13 protein-coding genes and 3 pseudogenes are annotated in these 18901 nt (G+C 52.8%); 5 read left to right on the forward strand and 11 right to left on the reverse strand.

Going from position 1 to position 18901, the window contains the following annotated elements; genetic code table 11:
* Nucleotides 1-4 precede the first annotated feature (4 nt).
* The 4 genes and pseudogenes from FMM01_RS09475 to FMM01_RS09485 form a co-directional block, all read right to left on the reverse strand.
* Nucleotides 5-2668 (reverse strand): family 78 glycoside hydrolase catalytic domain, encoded by a 2664-nt coding sequence (locus FMM01_RS09475; protein WP_150392347.1) that lies wholly within the window; start codon nucleotides 2666-2668, stop codon nucleotides 5-7.
* Between the two features lie 79 nt (nucleotides 2669-2747).
* Complete coding sequence (locus tag FMM01_RS16495) at nucleotides 2748-4118, reverse strand: alpha-L-rhamnosidase-related protein (RefSeq protein ID WP_419555028.1); 1371 nt, start codon at nucleotides 4116-4118, stop codon at nucleotides 2748-2750.
* A gap of 48 nt (nucleotides 4119-4166) precedes the next feature.
* A pseudogene (locus tag FMM01_RS16500) lies at nucleotides 4167-5407 on the reverse strand (family 78 glycoside hydrolase catalytic domain); the annotation flags it as partial.
* A 16-nt stretch (nucleotides 5408-5423) separates the two neighbouring features.
* A pseudogene (locus tag FMM01_RS09485) lies at nucleotides 5424-6704 on the reverse strand (MFS transporter).
* A 229-nt stretch (nucleotides 6705-6933) separates the two neighbouring features.
* On the opposite strand from FMM01_RS09485, the gene FMM01_RS09490 reads away from it, so the two are divergent.
* Together FMM01_RS09490 and FMM01_RS09495 are read left to right on the forward strand one after the other, a co-directional pair.
* Complete coding sequence (locus tag FMM01_RS09490) at nucleotides 6934-8085, forward strand: AraC family transcriptional regulator (protein ID WP_150392348.1); 1152 nt, start codon at nucleotides 6934-6936, stop codon at nucleotides 8083-8085.
* Between the two features lie 82 nt (nucleotides 8086-8167).
* Nucleotides 8168-9136 carry an aldo/keto reductase family protein gene (locus FMM01_RS09495; protein ID WP_150392349.1) on the forward strand — a complete coding sequence of 323 codons (969 nt, stop codon included), beginning with the start codon at nucleotides 8168-8170 and terminating at the stop codon, nucleotides 9134-9136.
* A 55-nt stretch (nucleotides 9137-9191) separates the two neighbouring features.
* Here FMM01_RS09495 and FMM01_RS09500 read toward each other — a convergent pair.
* A pseudogene (locus FMM01_RS09500) lies at nucleotides 9192-11923 on the reverse strand (YhgE/Pip family protein).
* 161 nt (nucleotides 11924-12084) lie between these two features.
* Here FMM01_RS09500 and FMM01_RS09505 point away from each other — a divergent pair.
* Both FMM01_RS09505 and FMM01_RS09510 read left to right on the forward strand, forming a co-directional pair.
* A complete protein-coding gene (locus FMM01_RS09505) occupies nucleotides 12085-12810 on the forward strand; it encodes a hypothetical protein (protein WP_150392350.1) in 726 nt (241 codons plus the stop codon).
* A 51-nt stretch (nucleotides 12811-12861) separates the two neighbouring features.
* A complete protein-coding gene (locus FMM01_RS09510) occupies nucleotides 12862-13617 on the forward strand; it encodes a hypothetical protein (protein WP_150392351.1) in 756 nt (251 codons plus the stop codon).
* Between the two features lie 145 nt (nucleotides 13618-13762).
* On the opposite strand, the gene FMM01_RS09515 is transcribed toward FMM01_RS09510, so the two are convergent.
* From FMM01_RS09515 to FMM01_RS09535, 5 genes are all read right to left on the reverse strand, one after another.
* Complete coding sequence (locus FMM01_RS09515; RefSeq protein ID WP_056990078.1) at nucleotides 13763-14068, reverse strand: hypothetical protein; 306 nt, start codon at nucleotides 14066-14068, stop codon at nucleotides 13763-13765.
* 33 nt (nucleotides 14069-14101) lie between these two features.
* Nucleotides 14102-14941 carry an IS3 family transposase gene (locus FMM01_RS09520; protein WP_063516983.1) on the reverse strand — a complete coding sequence of 280 codons (840 nt, stop codon included), beginning with the start codon at nucleotides 14939-14941 and terminating at the stop codon, nucleotides 14102-14104.
* A gap of 32 nt (nucleotides 14942-14973) precedes the next feature.
* Nucleotides 14974-15729, reverse strand: a complete 756-nt coding sequence (locus FMM01_RS09525) for a helix-turn-helix domain-containing protein (protein ID WP_150391623.1) — start codon at nucleotides 15727-15729, stop codon at nucleotides 14974-14976.
* Nucleotides 15730-15842: 113 nt separating this feature from the next.
* Nucleotides 15843-16559: a DUF4811 domain-containing protein gene (locus FMM01_RS09530; protein ID WP_150392352.1), complete on the reverse strand. Its 717-nt coding sequence runs from the start codon at nucleotides 16557-16559 to the stop codon at nucleotides 15843-15845.
* On the reverse strand, nucleotides 16556-18049 hold the full coding sequence (locus tag FMM01_RS09535) for an MDR family MFS transporter (protein ID WP_150392353.1): 1494 nt from the start codon (nucleotides 18047-18049) through the stop codon (nucleotides 16556-16558). Before FMM01_RS09535 ends, FMM01_RS09530 begins: the two co-directional genes overlap by 4 nt.
* 136 nt (nucleotides 18050-18185) lie before the next feature.
* Here FMM01_RS09535 and FMM01_RS09540 point away from each other — a divergent pair, with 136 nt between their 5' ends.
* Nucleotides 18186-18599, forward strand: coding sequence for a MerR family transcriptional regulator (locus FMM01_RS09540; RefSeq protein WP_150393268.1), 414 nt, complete (start codon nucleotides 18186-18188; stop codon nucleotides 18597-18599).
* Here FMM01_RS09540 and FMM01_RS09545 read toward each other — a convergent pair.
* Nucleotides 18596-18814, reverse strand: coding sequence for a hypothetical protein (locus tag FMM01_RS09545; RefSeq protein ID WP_150392354.1), 219 nt, complete (start codon nucleotides 18812-18814; stop codon nucleotides 18596-18598). The two genes, FMM01_RS09540 and FMM01_RS09545, sit on opposite strands and share 4 nt — an antisense overlap.
* Between the last annotated feature and the right edge of the window lie 87 nt (nucleotides 18815-18901).

Here is an 18901-nt window from a genome sequence, read left to right on the forward strand (position 1 = left end):
GATTTTAGACCGCATAATGGAACGTGTACGTGCCGGATCCTAGAAGAAAGCCTAAGTCAGCGGCGGCTACGGGCCAGAGTTCCGCATCGGCAGGAATGGCTTCTTGAAATTTGACGCCAAAGGAATCAATCGTCCGCCGGCGCAATGTACCATCAGTAAACTGAGCCGATTGTGCCGTCGCGGCCAGGACCATTGCCTCTTGCCCGGCTCCATTGGGCAGGACGACCTGGGCCGTCGTGTTGGCCGGAATCGTGACGGTCAAAGTGAATTGCCCATCACGCAAATACCAGTCGGATACTAACGGACCAAATACCGTATTGATCTCGGCCTGCACATGACCAAAACGGGCGTCGGGCTGGGGCGCGATCACCGACCGTTGGTAGCCGGGCCGCTGAGCATGGAGCCCGGCGACGGTTTCGTACAGCCACTGACCAATGGACCCGTATGCGTAATGGTTAAACGAGTTCATATCGCTGCTCCAAAAACTGCCGTCTGGCTTCAAACTATCCCAATGTTCCCACATCGTCGTTGCGCCCTGCTGGACTTCGTAGAGCCACGACGGATAACTTTCCTGGAAAAGCAGATCATAAGCGGCCTTGGTTTGACCATTCGCGGACAATACCGGGCAAAGATACGGTGCCCCGGCAAAGCCGGTATCCAAATGACCGCCGTTCTTCTGAATCAAATCGGCCAAATGCTGGGCGACGGCGGGCCGCTCTCCTTTCTCCACGAGCTGGCACTGCAACAGCAGTACATTGGCGGTCTGGGTATCTTTCTTTGGTGTCACACCAGCCAAATACGTCCGCCGGAAAGCCGCAACAATACTCGTATGCAATTGTTCATAGTCATGGGCATCGGCCACTTTACCCAGCAGCCAGGCCGTTTTGGCCAGCACCGCTGTGGACCAGGCAAAGAAGGCCGTCGCCACAAAGTTCTGGTCCGTACCGCCGTGATAGCTGCCCGCTGGCGTATCCAGGGCCAGCCAATCACCCAGTTGGGCCCCGGTATTGTACAGCCCTTCCTCGGTGCCTCGCCGGCGCACATAATTGACCCACGCCTGCATGCTGGTATATTGGTCCCGCAGGACTTGAATATCGCCATAAGTGCGATAGATGTACCACGGAATCAGCACGGCGGCGTCACCCCAAACGCCGGTCGTTCCGTTGAACCCGCCGCGCAGAATATCCGGGATGACCACCGGCAACGCACCGTCCTGGGCCTGCTGAGCCGGCAAGAAGTCGCGCAGCCAGCGTTTCACAAAGTGTTGCGTATCATAGTTCAGATTCGCGGTCGGCATGAAGACTTGGGCATCGGCGGTCCACCCGGCCCGCTCGTCGCGCTGGGGACAATCAGTGGGAATCTCCACAAAATTATCCCGCTGACCCCAGAGAATATTGCTTTGCAGCTGATTGATCGCGGCATTATCCGTGGTGAACGTGCCGGTCTGGCGATGCAGACTACTGATGGCCACCCCGGTGAAATCAGTCACAGGGACGTCATCCGCGAATCCGGTCAATTGCACATAGCGAAAGCCGTGATACGTGAAACGCGGTTGATACGTTTGACCGTCGTTAAGCGGCAGGTGATAAATATCTTCGGCAGCGGCCGCCCGAATATTATCCCGGAAGAAATTTCCTTGCTGGTCCAACACTTCACCATGGGTCAACGTGACCGTGTCGGCAACCACATGTTGGTTCTTAAACGCGATCCAACCCGCAATATTTTGGCCCAAGTCCAAAACCAAATGTCCCGCCGGATCATGGAAGAGCCGTTGCGGGGTGATCTTTTTCAACACCCGCACACTGGGCCCTTCCTGGGGCACCAACACCGCTTTGCTGTAAGGAAACGGTACCATCTGCCCAACCGGCTGCCAGTCGCTCTGGCCATCATATTCCTCGCCGTTATATAAATCAGCGTACTGCCGGGGGCCATACCATTGCGTCCAAGACGCATCGGTGCCGACCACGACCTGGCCGTCGATCTCCAATTGCGCAATTACCGCGTTGGTATTGCCAAATAGATCATGACCGCCCCACCAGCCATAGAGCCCGGAATACCAGCCTTCGGTCACTTCGATACGCAAAGTATTCGTCCTTTGCAGCAATGCCGTGACGTCATAACTCTGGTACTGCACTCGCTGACTGTAATCCGTGAAGCCTGGCCGGAAATAATCACGACCCACGTCCTGGCCGTTGAGCTGGGCATGGTACATCCCTAGGGCAGAAAGACGTAAAATCGCCCGCTGGCCTGGATGCTGAATCGTAAATTCTTTCTGGGCAGTGTATGGCCGTTTCTGCTTCTTGGGTCCGCCAATTTGTGTTTTGACTGGCCGAATCCAGCCAGCTTGCCAAGTTGTCCGGGGATCAGCCCAGCGCACTGGGGCTGACCAATCCGTTGTACCTTGGTTCGTGCGGACCTGCACCCGGGCGTAATACTCGGCGGTCGGTTGCAATTGAACCGCTGGCATGCTGACCCCAAAGGATTGCGCGCCATTCCGCTCAATTTGCCAGAGAATATGGTAAAAATCAGGATCTGCCGCCACCTCTAACAAGTAGTGCTGTTGATGCAGCCCCTTCTCTCCCCCGAATAATTGCCATGAAAACTGCGGTCGGGCAGTAAAAGTAAAATCCGTTTCATTATTCACACGCAAAACAGCTTGCAATACCATATCATTTTTCCTTTCTGCTTGGTGACGCACCAAAGGCGAGCAGCTGCACTCACCGTGTAGACCACTCGCCAAAATTGATTTATTGAACGCTCACTGCTGCCGGCTCCGACCACGTATAGTGACCCGCCGTTACCGTCTTGCTGGCGGTCCCGCCCGGCATGACAACGGTCGCCGTCGTGCCATTCGGTACCGTCACCGTGATCTGAAATTCATCAGCGCGCAGCTGCCACGTCACGGCCGCCAAACCATACGGCGTTTCGTGACTCGTTTGTCCTTGGGTAATGCCGCCGCCGGGCTGGGGCGCCACCCGAAAGGTCCGCCATCCGGGTGCAGTAGCTGTCAATCCGCCAATCGTACTGTGCATCCAGGCCGCCACCGACCCCAGTGAATAGTGATTAAAGGAAGTCATGACGCCCGGATTCACCGAACCATCCGGCAGCATGGAGTCCCATCGTTCCCAGGTGGTGGTGCCGCCCATTTTGACCTGATACAGCCAGCTGGGGCACTTATCTGATAGAAAAAGGCTGTATGCCTCTTGGAGATGGCCGGTTTGCGTTAATGCGGGCAACACGTAAGGCGTACCGGCAAAGCCCGTGCTGACTTGACCATGCGATGCCTGAACCAGGGCCGCTAACCGGTTGCCCGCCTTAGTTTGCAACTCCGGCTGATCAGTGAGTAAGTTAAACACGATTGCTAACGCATAGGCACATTGCGTATCGGATGTCATCCGTCCGTCAGCGTGAACAAAACGATGCTGGAAGCCTCGTCCAATATGCTGCGCCAACCGCTCATAACGCTCTGCTTCTTCCGGTCGATCCAACGCTTGGGCCATTTTGACAAACAACCGCACGCTGCGGGCGAAAAACGCCGTCGCCACCAGTTCCTTTTGGGTCATTGCTTTTACCGGATCATCAGGCGGCGCGGTGGGATCTAACCAGTCGCCCAATTGACCCAAGGAATAGTGGGGTTTACGATCCCACACGCCATCTGGGGAAAGATACCCGCGGACCTCATCGATCCACGCCTGGGCTAAAGCATACTGGGAAGCCAGTTGCTGCTTATCGCCGCTGTTCATATACAAAGTCCAAGGAACCGTGACCGCCGCATCGCCCCAAATGGCAATGGCTTGGGGACTCGACCACTCAGCGAAGGGAATGAACGGTGTATAGAAAGGCACTGTGCCCCACTTTTTTTGGTCCGAGCGAACATCCACCAGCCAATTACTCAAGAAGCTGCTGGTGTCATACAAATAGTCTGCCGTCGGCGCGAATAGCGAGATATCCCCCGTCCAGCCCAGCCGCTCATCCCGTTGCGGACAATCCGTTGGAATGGAAACAAAATTCGACCGCATGGACCATAGCACGTTATCATGTAATCGATTCACCAACTGATTGGAACTGGCAAATTGGCCAACCTGCTTCATGGCTGAGTAATACACAATACATTCCATATCGGCGGCAGTTAATTCACCGGGCCAGCCTTTGACTTCCGCATACCGAAAGCCATGGATCGTGAACCGCGGCTCCCAGAGGGCATCCTCACCATTGCTGATATACGTATCAAGTTGCTGCCCCGGCGTAACGGCCGCGTGGACAGCGAACCATCTTTTTCTAGGACCTCAGCGTGCTGAATACTGACTTGATCACCAGCCGCCAGGTTATGAATATGCAGACGTACGCGCTGTGTACAGTTTTGCCCAAAATCAACGATCCAATTGGTCCGTCCTTTGTGCTCACCCGTTTTCGCAATCGTCACGGCCGGATGCTGACCATGGGCCCGGACCGGTGGCAGAATGGGCAATTCCAATTTTCGATTATCAAACGGGATCTGGGCGACAGTGTCCCAACCGCTGTCATCGAATCCTGGCATCGTCCAACCCGGTTGCGTTAATCGGGCATCATAGTCCTCGCCTTCGAAAAGATTGGATGCGGTAATTGGCCCGTTGACTGTATACCACTGCCGGTCATAGGAATTCGAAAAAATCTGTTGCTCACTGCCGTCGGCGTAAAAGATTTCAACTTGAGCAAAGACGCCTAAGCGGTCGCCATAAACATTTGCCTGACCGCCCTTGAATCCGACGCGTCCCCGGTACCACCCGTCGCCAAGCCAGAAGCCTAACGCATTGGTCCCAGCTTGTAATTGCTGGGTAATGTCATACGTCCACAACTCAAGCCGATCGTCATACTGGGTCCATCCTGGCGTTAAAATATCCTGACCCACACGTTGGCCGTTCAATTCAGCATCGACTAAGCCCAACGCAGACAGATAAAGGCGGGCTTGGACCGGTTTGGCTGGTACCACAAATTCAGTCCGCACAAGCGGCTGCGGCCGATGATCCGTATGCCCATCCAATTGGGCGGGTCCAACGAAGGCTGCCTCCCGTTCAAAAGCCACCGTCAGACCAAGTTCAAAGTGCAACGGCGCAGACCATTCAGAAACTGCATCGGCTTGAGTCAGCCTGGCCCGCACAATGACCTGTTCGCGGGCATTCAGCGGGGTGAGCGGCCACGGCAGTAAGACATTGTCCGCCCGGCCCACCGGGACGGACTGTACAACAGCCTGGGCCGCTGGCATTCTCCGAGTGATTTCTAATTCTGTTTTCGCATCTGCGGGCACAACATCTGAATATTGCCAAGACAGACGCGGCACGGTTTGGCCAATTCCCAGTACATCTCCGGGATAGTGTTCAACCGTTAAGTGTACTGGTGTCACCGACAAAGTAGCGGACACGCGACTCATTCCTTTCTTTCAACCATTAATCCAAACGACCGTATCGCTTTTGCAGCCGCAGCATCACCAAACCGCCTAAGAAACTGATCACGATGATTCCAGCAAATGCCCACATTGTCGTTTTGATTGCACTGGGCACAACCAGTGCTGGCGTAATCATGGCAAACAGAGCACAGCAGATCCGCGAGAAACCATTAATCAGACCTTGCACCGATGACCGAATTTCGACTGGATACGACTCCTGGGTCCACACCTTATACAAGGCCTCACCGGCCAACGGGCTGCCCAGATTATAAAACGCAATGGCTGCCATGATCATCCACAAATCACCGGTACTGGCTGCTAAGCCGACCATGGCGACTAGCATGATCACTGTGCCGGCAAAAAATGCTTGATTCCGATGTTTGCCACCGGCCACTGAGGCAAAGATAATCGAAACGATCAAGGCAATCACATTGAGGACAATGCCTGCCCCAGTCGCCAGACTCTGTGACGCATGGGCTTTCACTAACATGAATGTTTGGAATTGGCCCCAGGTATTAGCTAACAAGTTCCAACCAACGTAAAACACCGTGATTGCCAGTAAAATGCTCAGATACTTGGCTTTATCTTTGCCGAATAGTACTTTCGTTAAGGAAACCTTTTCTGCCCTGGCAGCACCGCCGCCTTGTACGCCAGCTTTGGCGTACCGCGCGTCGGCTTCTTCGTGGAACTGCTTGAACTTGTGGGATAACGTCCGCCAAAGCCAAGTGATCACGGCAAACACCGTCAGAATGGCGAAAACAATGCGCGCGCCGGTAGCGCCAGCCAAAGTAGACACGGCAAAAGAACAGATGTATGAAATGAAAATCCCCACTTGCCAGAAGATCTGAGTGGCTGAAACTAAGCTCGAACTGGTTTTATTATCGGGTGCATCGTGGGAAACGACGGTCAACGATGTCGGCAGATCCGCGCCAGAGGCGAGGCCGGTAATGATCACCCCGGTTAGTAATACCGCATAACTATTAGCCAACATGACGATGCCAGCGCCAATGGCATAGACGAGATTGATTCAATTGAAGAAGCGGGTCAACCCCACCGTTTCCGCCAAGCGCCCGCCAAAGATTGAACCAAAGGCAATGGCGAAGGTCAGCGCACCCGAGATGAATCCGACTTGCGCGTTTGTTAACGCTAAGGTTTGCTGCCACACGGTAATCGTAGCGGCAAGACCGACAATAATTCCGGACCCGAGCATCGAGCCGATCCCTGCGGCAACTGCCAACGGGAAATACTTTTTAACCAACGATTTATCTGCTGCTTGATCCATTGCTGGATTCCTCCGTTTCATTGGATACCAGCTGCAATCTACTCAGCGCCACTGATCAGATGGCGGAGAAGTTGCGGCTGATATAACGTGAATAATACCTGGTACGTTCTGGAAACGCTCCCCGAGCCTTACTCAACCAGTGTACTGGTAACGGATACAGCCGTCACTGGGAGTCTTCATTGGTTTTATATGACCTTTCCGGTATACTGGCGGAGAGGAGCGTGCCGCTATGGATAAAGCCAAACTGCTACATGAACTACTTCAATTTGATACAGTTGAGGCTGGCTATCGCCGCCTCTATCAGGCGAACCCTTATATTCCTGGCCCAGGTTTTCCATTGATCCACTCCTGGACTGAGTTTGTCGCGAATTACAAAAAGCATCAACAGCGTGCAACGGTCTTCCCCGATCAGCCGTTGTCTGATATTGCTACGCGCTTTTACGAAAGTCAGTTCTTCGTCCCGCGGACGCAGCCCATAATAACTGCAGCAACTGAACAATCGTTGGTGTACCCACCGCACCTAGAATCGGAAATTGTCGCGTTCAAACACCTCCGTTATCTGCCCGCTTTCGAACACAGCCTGGAATTTGTAAAAATATCCTATGTCGTCCAAGGACAGTGTTATTTCTACCTCCATGGGACCGAAACGCTGGTTCCTCAGGGCAGCTTAATCATCGTCTGTCCTAATATTGATCAAGCTTTCTTCGTCAATGACGACCAAAGCATCTGTATCAATATCATCATGCGCCGGACCACCTTCGAAGAAACATTCTCGCCCTTGCTCATGGAGAGCAATCAGATTTCTGACTTCTTTTGGCAGATGCTCTATGTCAAAGACTTCTCGAACATTCTCTTTTTTCCAGCATTAAATAATCCTGAAATTGAGGATGCGGTACTGCACCTGTATGAGGAGTCCCAGGAGACGGCGCTGCACCAAGGCGGCAGCATGATTATCATGAACAGTTATGTGATGCTCCTTTTTGGTCAATTGATTCGTCATCACTTGACCAGCGTAAAAGTGCTGACCGGTCAGCACCAGCGGCAGGCTATGCCCCAGATCATTCACTACATCAGCGAAAATAAGCGGACCGTGACCTTGACGGCCGTAGCTGACCAATTTCACCTCAGCAAGGGCTACCTAAGTCGGTATATCAAGCGGGAAACTGGCTACTCTTTCTCATCCCTGCTGCAAAATCTACGCTTGAAAGAAGCCGCGCGCTTGTTAGGTACAGCGGACCTGAGTGTGGAGGAAATCATCGATCAAGTCGGGTATTCCGATCTGAGTCATTTCTATCGGGTGTTTAAAGCCGCCTATGGTCAGACTCCTGGGGACTTCCGCGCCCATGAGCAGTCCATACATACCCTGCAACGACCGCGGTAACTAAAAAGTGCGTTATTGCCTTCCGGCGGGATTACCCTTACGCTTAAAGCGGTAACAAATTATGGAAGGACGGTTATCACTCATGGAATATCGACATTTAGGCAAACAAGGGCTGCGCGTCAGTGCATTAGCTCTGGGCAGTTGGATGACCAATTTGCACGGTCAAGAAAAACAAGACTTGGCTGCCGAAAGCATTAAGCTGGCTTATGAAAATGGCATCAACTTCTTCGACTGTGCGGACGCATACAGCGGCGGTGCTGCTGAACGGTTCCTCGGGGAATCATTGAAAGAATTTCCGCGAAAAGAATTAGTCATTTCCAGCAAGGTTTATTTCCCGACCGGTGAGGGCGCCAATGATCGCGGTTTGTCCCGCAAGCACATCATGGAATCCATCGATACTTCTCTGAAGAATATGCAGACGGATTATTTGGACCTGTATTTCTGCCACCGGTTTGACCCGGAAACCCCGCTGGAAGAGACATTGACTGCTTTAAGCAATCTGGTCGACGCCGGCAAGGTTCTCTATTACGGCGTCAGCGAATGGACCCCGGTCCAGATTCTCGAAGCGCAATTGATTATTCAGCGCAACGGCCTGCACCCGATGAGTGTGGTTCAGCCGCAATACAACATTTTCGACCGCTATATCGAAAATGAATTGATGGACGTCTGCGGCCGGCTGGGCCTGGGCATCGTGCCCTTCTCCCCACTGTCTCAAGGGCTGCTCACGGGTAAATACCGCTTAGGCCAGCCGATTCCGGCCGGTTCCCGGGCAACTTACCAAGATCAGATTCAAGCCATGCTCACCGAAGATAATCTGAAGAAGGTCGAAGAGCTGGTCAAGATGGCGGATGAGCTCAACACCGACTTAGCCACCTTCTCCCTGGCCTGGGCGCTGCGCGACCCGCGGATCTCCAGCCTGATCACTGGCGCGAGCAAACCAGCCCAGTTGCAGAACAACTTGAAGGCACTGGACCTGCACATCCCCGACGATTACTTTAAGCGTATCGATACTTTGTTCCACTTTAAGAAATTCTCGCGGCATATTGGCTAAGCCAACACGCCAAAACAGGCGCTGTCTCCGACATTGGGAGGCAGCGCCTGTTCGCTTACTCAATAATTTGCGACTTGTGCACCATTTTATTCATCTTCACGATCCATGGATGGATCGGCTCCTTCAGCAGAATGCCCAGACCGAAGAACACCAACCCGAACGCGGTCAAGGCGGCCACGTCCAGCCACAGGTGAGACCAGTAAATCCCGCCGACCGTTTCCCGCAACAGGTTCACGGCATAGGTAAACGGCAGCCACGGGTTGATTGCTTGGAAGAAATGGCTGGAGAGCACGACCGGGAAGTTCCCGCCGGCACCGGAGATGGACAGGACCAGAATGATGATTCCGATCCCCTTGCCGATATTGCCGAATAGGGAGACCAGCATGTACAGGATCGAGTCGAAGACCAGCGCGAGAAACATCGCAAACACCAGGTACAAGGGTTTATTCACCACGTAAGTATGGATCAAAAACAGATTGCCCAGCGCCGCGATCAGTCCTTGGAGCATGCCCAACCCGGCGAACGTCAGCCAGCGGGCGAGGTATTGCTGTTTCACGGTAACGCCGGCCAGTTCCGGGGGCAAATTGTATTCCATCTTGAGCAGTGCGCCCAGCAGCAAAGCCCCGACCCAAATACACAGGGCCAGACAGAATGGCGCGCTTTGTGAGCCGTAGGTGGGAATGGGGTACATCGTATGCTGGGTCAAAGTCACCGGCGTGGCCAAGAAATTGGCTTCCTTGGCGGCATCACGGCTGAGCAGCTTCAGCAGCTGACTGAGATCAACGGATTTCTCTCCCTTTTGAATGGCGGCCGCGCCCTTTTGAATGGCTTCCTTCAGCGTCGGCCAGTCATTGGTGATCAGTGTTTGGGCGTCATTCAAGCCGCTTTGCAGGACCGGCATTTTGGTATTGGCCAGGGTCAGCGTATTGGTCAATTCATTTTCCACACCCGGCAAATCATTATTGATGAAATCAGTGGCGCGCATCAGCTTGGTCTTAAGCGCCGGGAAATCATTGCGGTACAAATCAGCGGCCGTCGTGATGCCGCTCTTGATCAGCTGCATGTGCCCATTCAGCAAGAATTAGCATCCGTCAATTCTTTTTGCAGGGCCGGCAGCTGGGTTTGCATTTTTGTCAAAAATTCATTGGCCTGGGTGAGCAGCGATTTTGTTCCTTGCAGCAGTGCCGGCATGGCCGGCAGAACCTGATTATTGATCGTCGTCAGCGTCGTCCCGGCGGCGGCCAATTGGTTGCTGAAGGCTGTGATCAGTTTTTGTACACTGCTGCTCAGATCGCTGGCCTGCAAGTCTTGGGCGGCCTGGGCAAACTGGTTCGCCGTTCCAGTCAGCGCAGCCAACCGCTGTTGAATCGCCGCCGTGTCCATACTCGGCAGGGTGGCACTCAACTCAGCGGCATCATGCTGAATCTTGGTCGCCAGAGCGGCCACTGTTCTGAGCTGGATAATGGCCACCGCCAAGGGGTGCTCCTCTCGGCCCGTCAATTGGTTATAACTGGTTTCCAACCGGGTTAAAGTATCGGCCAGACTGGTCGCATTCGCGGCGGTCTTTTCCTGCCGCTCCGCTAATGCCGTCAACTGAACCGCCATCGCCTGTTTCACTGCAGCGGTATCGCTGCTGCTATCCAGACTTTGCAGTTGATTTTGCAGCGTCGTTAAATCAGCGCTCAGCGCGGTATTGGCGGCCGCAATCAAAGTCAGCCCTGAATCGGCAGCGTTTTGCACAATACCCAAAGCGGTCGTCACCTTCGGCAGCACCTCATCTTTGGTTGTCGCAATGGCTGCCTGGGCATTCTTGCCAAACTCATTCAGGGCGGGCAAGGTGCCATCAACTTGATTGATGACCGTCAAGCCATTACTGGTGACGGTGGCGGCCTTTTTCACTGCTGCCGACAGATCACTGAAGTGGGTCACCACCGTATTCAGCTGATCGCCGGCTTGCTGTACCTCAGGTAATTTGCCCTGGACCTGCGTGGCTAAACTGCCCGCATCGGCCACCAGGGGCAAGTAACCATTGGCTGCCGTGAGCTTTTGTGCCATTTGGTTGATCTCTGGTAAATAACCGGCCATATCATTGGCGGCCTGCAGCTTCTGGCGAATCTCAGGCATCTTATTTTGCAGCGCACCGACCTCGGTCAAATATTTTTCAATCGTCGGCAATTGATCATTGGTCGTGGTCACCAAACTGCTGAACCGGCGAATCAGGGGTAAATTATCTCCCAGCGTGATGCCGGCCTTATTGAAGCCTGTGCCCACCGCTTCCGCCACAGTGGTGACAAACTGGTCAGAAATTGTACTCTGCAAAGTCGCCGCCCCCGTGCCGGTAATCTTGGGGGCAATCGCATTGATCTTTTCGTTGACGTAATATTCCAACTGCGGTTTATGGATCTTGCCCTGCACAAACGTCAGCAAGTCCGCTGAAAAGGTCTTGGGCACGACCACCCCGGCGTAATACTCGCCGCTGCGTACCCCGTCTTGAACCGCCTGCTTGGACTTAACGAAACGCCAGCCCAGTTTCTTGTTTTTCTTCAGCTGGCTCAATAATTCATCGCCAATGGCGACCTTTTTCCCCTGAAAGGCCGCGGGCTGATCGGCGGAGTACACCGCCACGGTCAAATCCTGGGTATTGCTGTAAGGATTCCACAACGCCCACACGTTCATCCAGCAATAGAGACTGGGAATCACCACCAAAGCAGCAATCAGCAGCGCGGCAAGCGGCGTTTTGCCGATCCGCTTCCAGTCCAGTACGAAAAGCTTACCCACGTTCCGCATAATATCCTCCATATCATCCTCTTGTGTCACCCGATTGTGCCAGATTTAACTGCCCGGCGCAACTTTTGCGCCGGTATGCTGACAAGCGCTTTTAATAGCATTAGCTGTAAGCGCTTTGTATAATGGAGGCAAAAATGGAGGCAAAAATGGAGGCGACAATCATGGCGCGCGGTTGGGCAGTTATTTGGCACAAGCACTACCGGGGACTGCTTGTGTTTTTGGTTGGGACACTCTTACTGACGATGATCCAGATTGCGTCAATGTACAGTTGGGCCGGCAAGGAATCTCTGCCGGAATTTGTTAAACATATCAGCAGCAGCGGTACGAGTCCGTTCAGTGCAGTGTGGTGGCTGATTTTGTTGATTGTGTTCATGGGCGGCGATGCCAGTGCACTGCAAAAAGAGCTCAGTGCAATCGGTCTAACTAATCAGCAGCGCTGGCGCTTGATGAGCGTGTTTGCGGCTGCGTTGGCCGTTTGGTCTGCCACATTGGCGATTGCCGACCGGACTCTCACCTATTTGTATTATACCGATACCGTCACTGCTCCTTGGCCTTTGCCGCTGTTGGGCGTGACCGCTTGGCTGATTCACTTCGGCTATTACTGGTTGGCCGCACTGCTCTGCCTGCGGGCGGTGCAATGGTCAGAGCGGCGGATTCAATTTTTAGCGTACTTCTTTATTGCATGGATTGGCGCGGCGTTAGTATTAAGCTTCTTCCGAACAACCGCTGTGCTGCGGTATCAGATGGCTGCGTTCCTAAATCGGACTCCGTTACTCGTTTTGATTCTTGAATTCGGTACAATTGCTTTTCTCTCCTGGTGGATCCAGGCCCGCCCGCTGCCCGTTAAGCAGGATCGGCTGTTCCGCAACTCAGCGAAACCGATGTAGCCATGTGAATGGGCGGCGTTGCGCTAACGGCAATCAGAATGGAGGGATTTCATGCAACTCGGTTGGCATATCATCTGGCGCAAACATCATTGGGGCATCATAATATTTGTTCTGGTGACGCTGTTGCTGAATGCTTTCTCCGTGGCTTCACTATACAGCGAAGCAGCGGCGCAGCACCAAACGCTGCCGGAATATGTTCGCCAGATTACCTTTGGCGGAAGGAGTCCATTCGCCGACGGGTTTCTACTGCTTTTACTGCTTGCAATAATCGTCAACAGTCAATTACATCAAGACTTGCAACGAGCTGGTTTAAGCGATCAAGACCGCTGGCGCTTCATGGGGCAACTGGCCTTGGCTGGCGCCATGTGGTTAGCCACTTTGGGCACTATGAGTCAGACGTTAATGTATCGCTTCTACACGGATACCCTCACTGCTGATTGGCCCCTGCCAATGCAAGGTACAGCCTATTGGCTGATTCACGTGAGCGTTGACTGGTCGGTGGCGCTGATTTTTTTGCGCATTATCCAATGGCACCGCCCTGCCCAGCACCGTTTATATTATGCATTTTGGACCATCGTGGCGATCAATATCATTAACGACTCATTTCGCTTGAACCCGTTTGTCATTGCCCTATCGCATGCTTACCAGGGCGTCGAGCGCTTCTTGAACCGCACGCCGCTGCTGGTCCTGTTGATTACGTTGGGGACAAGCGGTCTGCTCATCTGGTGGGTCCAGGCCCACCCCTTACCGGTCAACCTGCAAGACCCAGGCAGTAAAGTTGCCTCGAAGAATGCATCTGAGCATTAAAAAATCAGGCACTGGGGGCGGTGCCCCGTCAAGTGGACAGCTCAAATATTAAAAGGTCGTTCTCGTGTTGTTCCCCAATTAGGGGCGAATTAGTTACTGATTTTGGCAGTCCGCAGGGGCTGCCATTTTTGATCCAAGAACTTTCCTAATCAAATGGTCCTTCTGGAATAGTTGGATACCGATTTAGTGCCATCTCATACGTTCCCATAGAGATGCGCTTGGCCTTGGCTATCACATTTTCTGTGTAGATTTGGAACCTTGTGCGGGTCGGCGTTACAACAAATACAAGGTCGACAATCGAATCGCTTTCTTCGTCGTAAAGAAGTGAATGATCGTAGACCTGGAAAACATCACCCGCGTCGAAAATAATCTCTTCTCGCGGTTCATCACGATAAATATCAAAACCAGTAATTTGGTCCCAGGCCTGGTAAAATTGTCCTTCTCGAATCATGGTTCTCCTCCTTATGCGTCCCTCAATACACGATCAAGCCGCTGTCTTAACGGCATGATTCCGGTATTCCACGGGGGTCATGCCATCGAGTGTTTCTTGGCGCCGATTGCAGTTGTACCACAACGCGTATTCTTCAATGAGCCGCATCATTTCTTCGTATGTGTTGGCGTGGAAGAAGGCAAAATACTCAGCCTTCGCATGACTCCAGAGACTCTCCATCGGGCCGTTGTCGCCAGGCGTTCCTGGCCGTGACATGCTATGAATGACGCCGGACCCGGCTAATTCCGTGTTGTAAAGCCGGGAAGTGTAACTGGAGCCCTGATCACTGTGCAGAAGCTTAGGCAGTACTTCTTCGGCTTCTACTGCCGCCCTGAACGTGTCGGTGACCAGCGTGGCAGTCTCAGTCGGTTCAACCTCCCAGGCTACGATACTATGGTCGTAGAGGTCCTTGATCGCGCTCAGACGCAAGCGGCACTCTGAATTGAAACCGTACGTCAACTCGCTGCAGTCCGTGACCCAAACCTCGTTTGGCCGGGTAGGATGAAAGGCATGACTGCCGTCTTGGTTAAGCAATTTATTGCCAAGAATGAATTCTTTCTTCTCCGCTACTCGATCATGCTTCTTCTGACGAATCGAACACTGGATACCGTTATCCCGCATCAATCGCCGGACCCGTTTAGGGTTCACGTGATGTTGCGTTTCCCGATTGATAATCATCGTTAATCGGCGCACGCCATAAATATAATGGTTGTCCGCTTCCTGTTCCTTGATAAGACGGACCAGCTCGTCGTTTACGATGTCTTGCTTCGTCGGTTTCCGGCGCAACCACTTGTAGTAAGCAGAGCGTGGAATATCGAATATTTGGCAACACACCGATACCGAGTGGTATCGCTTGGTGACCTGGTTTACTTCTTGGGTGAGTTCGTGAATGGCAATATATTGGTGCTGTCGGTGTCGTTGCCGGCACTCCTTCTCTCTACATCCTGCAATTTTTTTAATAGTGCGATTTTCGTCTCCAGATAATCAATCCGAGCCTTGCTCTCCTTGTTCTCGAGTTTTAAACGTTCATTCTCATCAAGGATACTTTCAGGCTTACGCTGGCCGCGACGATCAGTGAGACCCTCCTCGCCGCTCTCGCGGAACTTCTTTACCCATGAATAAACTTGGCCATACGAAACACCAAAGTGCTTAATGGCCCCTTGGTAGTCCATGTCATGTGCAATGGTCCACTGTGCAATTTCAATTCTCTCAACGTAAGTCGTTTTCCTGCCCTTGGTCATGAGTGCACTCCCTCTAGTGGTCTGTAGTAGTTGACCACTATTATACAGAGAAACCCATTGGTAAACGACTGCTGGATTGGAGATGTCGTACTTAGCACACAGCTTATAGTAGGACGTCCCACCCGCTAGGTATTCCTGAACAATCTGAAACTTGAGCTCGCTGGAATACGTCGTGCGCTTACGCTGTTGGCGTCGCGGTGCTCGTTCCTTAGGGACGAGTCCGGCTGCTCCCCATTGTTTATACTTCTGTACCCATTGACTCAATGCTTCCTTGCGCGGCCCTCCGGATCGCTGAACATCCATGAGTGACTGGCCAGACAGTACTCGATTAACGAACTCAATCTTGTCTTCCAAAGAGTAACGGATTCCCTTCCGCCGCATAAAAAAACTCCCTTCTGGGAGAACAGACCTTTGATTATTTGGTCTGTCCACCCTGAAGGGAGTGTACCCCTGGCCTCAATTGGGGCAATGCCTGATTTTTTAATGGTCACATCTTACTTTTTAACCGCCGCAATAGCGTCTTGAACCGCCTGCTGCTGCATCTTTGCAGTCAATTGTTCAACCAATTGCGCCTGCTGGGCTGCCGTCATCGTCGGGTTCTTCGCCCGGGCCGCGGCGACCTGGGCGGCAATGGCCTGCTGCATCCGGGCCTTTTGTGCCGCGGTAGGCTTTTGCAAGCCTTTCAGCCGCTTGGCCAAAGCTTTAGCCTGGGCCGTGGTCAACGTCGTCCAAGTCTTCGGAATGGTGAACGTGTTCGTCTGTTTAACGAATAGACCGTCATTTTCATTTCCGAAGAGCACACTGTAAAAGTTAGAACTGTATCGCCATTCGGTCCGTTTTTTTGTTACCTGGGCCGCAGCAGAACTGCTCTGCTGCACGCGGTTCACCACCGCATAGTCCGCTGTGGTGTGAGTCGTTTTATTGTCGTGTTTATAAATATAGACCTGCCGTTTGCCGTTCGTGCCGACATTTTGATAGAGCAGAAGCGGCAACTGTTTGCTCGGTGACGCCGACGTGATCGTTTGTGTGGTCGTCGTTGTTTTTTGAGTCATGCCGAAGTGATTACGGTCGTTCAGCGTAATGAGCAGCAGTGCGCCCAGCATAACAATACCGAAGACGGCGATGAAGATACTGCGCAGCGCACTTTTCTTCATCATAATGAAGCTCAAGTAAAGCGCCAGAACGCCAATCCCAAGAATCCAGAGAATCATTCTGCCGCCTCCTTTCTATCTGCATCAGCCAGCTCGGCGACGTCCACATCCTTGGAATGCTCCTTCTTATTCAAGAAGAAAGCCAGGATGAAGCCCACGGCACTGAAGCCGGTGGCGATCCAGAACGCCGCGTGGTAGCCGGACAAGGTGGCATTGAAGAAATCATGCTTGTAGGCCAGCGGGTCTAACTTCAAAAGGCTCGCCGCTGGTTTGGCACTGTTGGTGACGTTGGTCAAGACAGAGACCATGATGGCCGTGGTCATCGAGGTCGCCACCTGCCGCACGGTGTTGTTCACGGCCGTGCCGTGGCGAATCATTTCACCGCTCAAGGCGTTCATGCCGTTAGTCGTCAACGGCATCATAACCATGGAAACCCCAAACATCCGCACGGCGTAAAGTACCGTAATGTAGATGGACGGTGTTGTCGCCGTGATAAAGGCATAGGGGACGGTGGCAATGGCCAGCAGGAACAGCCCCAGTTGCGCCAAGCGGCGAGCACCGATGCGATCAAAGACCGCGCCAGTGACCGGGCTCATCAAAGCGATCAACAGTGCCCCCGGTAACAGGGTCAGGCCGGATTCCAACGCAGACTTGCCATGGATGATCTGCAAGTACAAGGGAATGACCATTTCAGCCCCCACCATGGCCATGTTGGCAATGGACCCCAGAATCGTGGATAACGTGAAGGTGCGGTTAGTAAAGACCCGAATCTGGACGAAGGGGTTCTTGAGGTGTAATTGCCGCATGGAGAACAGCGCAATTACGATCGCGCCCAGGGCAATGCTGCCGAGAACGATGGGATCACCCCAGCCCTTGTTACCCACTTCAGAGAAGCCGTAGAGCAAGGCACCAAACCCAATCGTGGATTCGATCAACGATAGGATATCAATGGATGGATTCGTATTCGGCAGCACATCGCGCATAAAGAAGAACGATGCAATGAGCACCAGCGCCGCGACCGGGATGATCATCCCGAACAGCGTCCGCCAACCGAAATTATCAATGACAAATCCAGACAAGGTCGGGCCAATCGCCGGCGCCACCCCGATGGCGATCCCAGCTAAGCCCATGGCGGTACCGCGTTTTTCCATGGGGAAAATTGACAGCATGATGTTTTGCAGCAACGGCATCGTCACGCCGACGCCCAGGGCCTGCACCAGCCGGCCAATCAATAGCATCGGGAAACTGTTGGCCATAAAGGCAATGACCGTGCCCAATTCGAACATACTCATCGCCGCAATGTACAGCCATTTGGTTGGTACTTTAGCACTTAAGTAGGCAGAAACCGGGATCATGATCCCGTTCACCATCAGAAATCCGGTCGTCAGCCATTGGACGGTGGCGGTGGAAATATCGAAAGCCTTCATTAAAGTTGGAAAGGCCGTCGCCAAAATTGTTTGGTTTAATACCGTAATGAACACACCCGTGATCAACGTCACGACGAGCATCGCGACGTTGACGGGGCGGCCATTGTTATCTTTTACTTGCACACTCCAAGCCACCTTTTTCAGAAAAAATGTTGTACGACTACTTTACCACATTTTGTGATATTGACAAGACTAAATGTCACATTCATAATAGAAGACAGAACGTGAAAGGTGGCGCAAGTCATTGGATAATGTGATTATGAAGCTCAAGAGCTTGAATATCTCGATGGGGATTGGTGAAACGAGCCGGATTACCGGCGCCACCACGACCCAGATCCGGTATTGGGAGAAAAAGGGGCTGATCCACCCCATCCGTCATGAAGAAGGCGGCAATAAACGCTATAGCCTGAAAACCTTGACGAAGATCATCATCATCAAGAATTTCATTGATGACGGCTATACGCTGGCCAAAGCGGGGGAAATGATCGAAGCCCATTATCAGGACGTCGACACCTTCCGTACCATTGTGTCTCAGCGCCTGGTGGGCCTGAGCCATACGGATAACGTGACCCGGGTCAATTTAGGGGAAATCGACAATGACCCCGGCTTCGATTTGGTGATCGAAACGCGGGGTCAGGACGTTAAGGTGCTGAAACGGGCACGGCAAAACTAATCAGTCAATTCTTTCATGACTGTGTCTAAATCGTAGAATGGTCCCTGCTCTGCAACACGTAATTCTTGCAAGAGCTGGGCTGCCGCAAAATCTTTAATACTCACTAACGCATATTGCGATTGACCATTTTCCGCCAAGATGACTGGATGATTCGGTTTTACTGTTGCCAGCAGCTTGGCATAGTCCGCAAGTGCTGATATCGGTTGTTCGTTCATTTCTGCCACCCCTTTTCTGGTGCCTTAATTATGCTGGACATTCTTATTCCGGTAAAGAATCTTGATTGACTATCAAAAAGCGGTTCA

This window comes from Schleiferilactobacillus harbinensis (assembly GCF_008694105.1).
Lineage (GTDB): Bacteria > Bacillota > Bacilli > Lactobacillales > Lactobacillaceae > Schleiferilactobacillus > Schleiferilactobacillus harbinensis.

What these genes read in the sequence shown, in the direction of transcription:
- FMM01_RS09475 (WP_150392347.1), bottom strand. Translation starts at nt 2,668, where the DNA reads ATGGTATTGCAAGCTGTTTTGCGTGTGAATAATGAAACGGATTTTACT.
- FMM01_RS16495 (WP_419555028.1), bottom strand. Translation starts at nt 4,118, where the DNA reads ATGGAATGTATTGTGTATTACTCAGCCATGAAGCAGGTTGGCCAATTT.
- FMM01_RS09490 (WP_150392348.1), top strand. Translation starts at nt 6,934, where the DNA reads ATGGATAAAGCCAAACTGCTACATGAACTACTTCAATTTGATACAGTT.
- FMM01_RS09495 (WP_150392349.1), top strand. Translation starts at nt 8,168, where the DNA reads ATGGAATATCGACATTTAGGCAAACAAGGGCTGCGCGTCAGTGCATTA.
- FMM01_RS09505 (WP_150392350.1), top strand. Translation starts at nt 12,085, where the DNA reads ATGGCGCGCGGTTGGGCAGTTATTTGGCACAAGCACTACCGGGGACTG.
- FMM01_RS09510 (WP_150392351.1), top strand. Translation starts at nt 12,862, where the DNA reads ATGCAACTCGGTTGGCATATCATCTGGCGCAAACATCATTGGGGCATC.
- FMM01_RS09515 (WP_056990078.1), bottom strand. Translation starts at nt 14,068, where the DNA reads ATGATTCGAGAAGGACAATTTTACCAGGCCTGGGACCAAATTACTGGT.
- FMM01_RS09525 (WP_150391623.1), bottom strand. Translation starts at nt 15,729, where the DNA reads ATGCGGCGGAAGGGAATCCGTTACTCTTTGGAAGACAAGATTGAGTTC.
- FMM01_RS09530 (WP_150392352.1), bottom strand. Translation starts at nt 16,559, where the DNA reads ATGATTCTCTGGATTCTTGGGATTGGCGTTCTGGCGCTTTACTTGAGC.
- FMM01_RS09540 (WP_150393268.1), top strand. Translation starts at nt 18,186, where the DNA reads ATGAAGCTCAAGAGCTTGAATATCTCGATGGGGATTGGTGAAACGAGC.
- FMM01_RS09545 (WP_150392354.1), bottom strand. Translation starts at nt 18,814, where the DNA reads ATGAACGAACAACCGATATCAGCACTTGCGGACTATGCCAAGCTGCTG.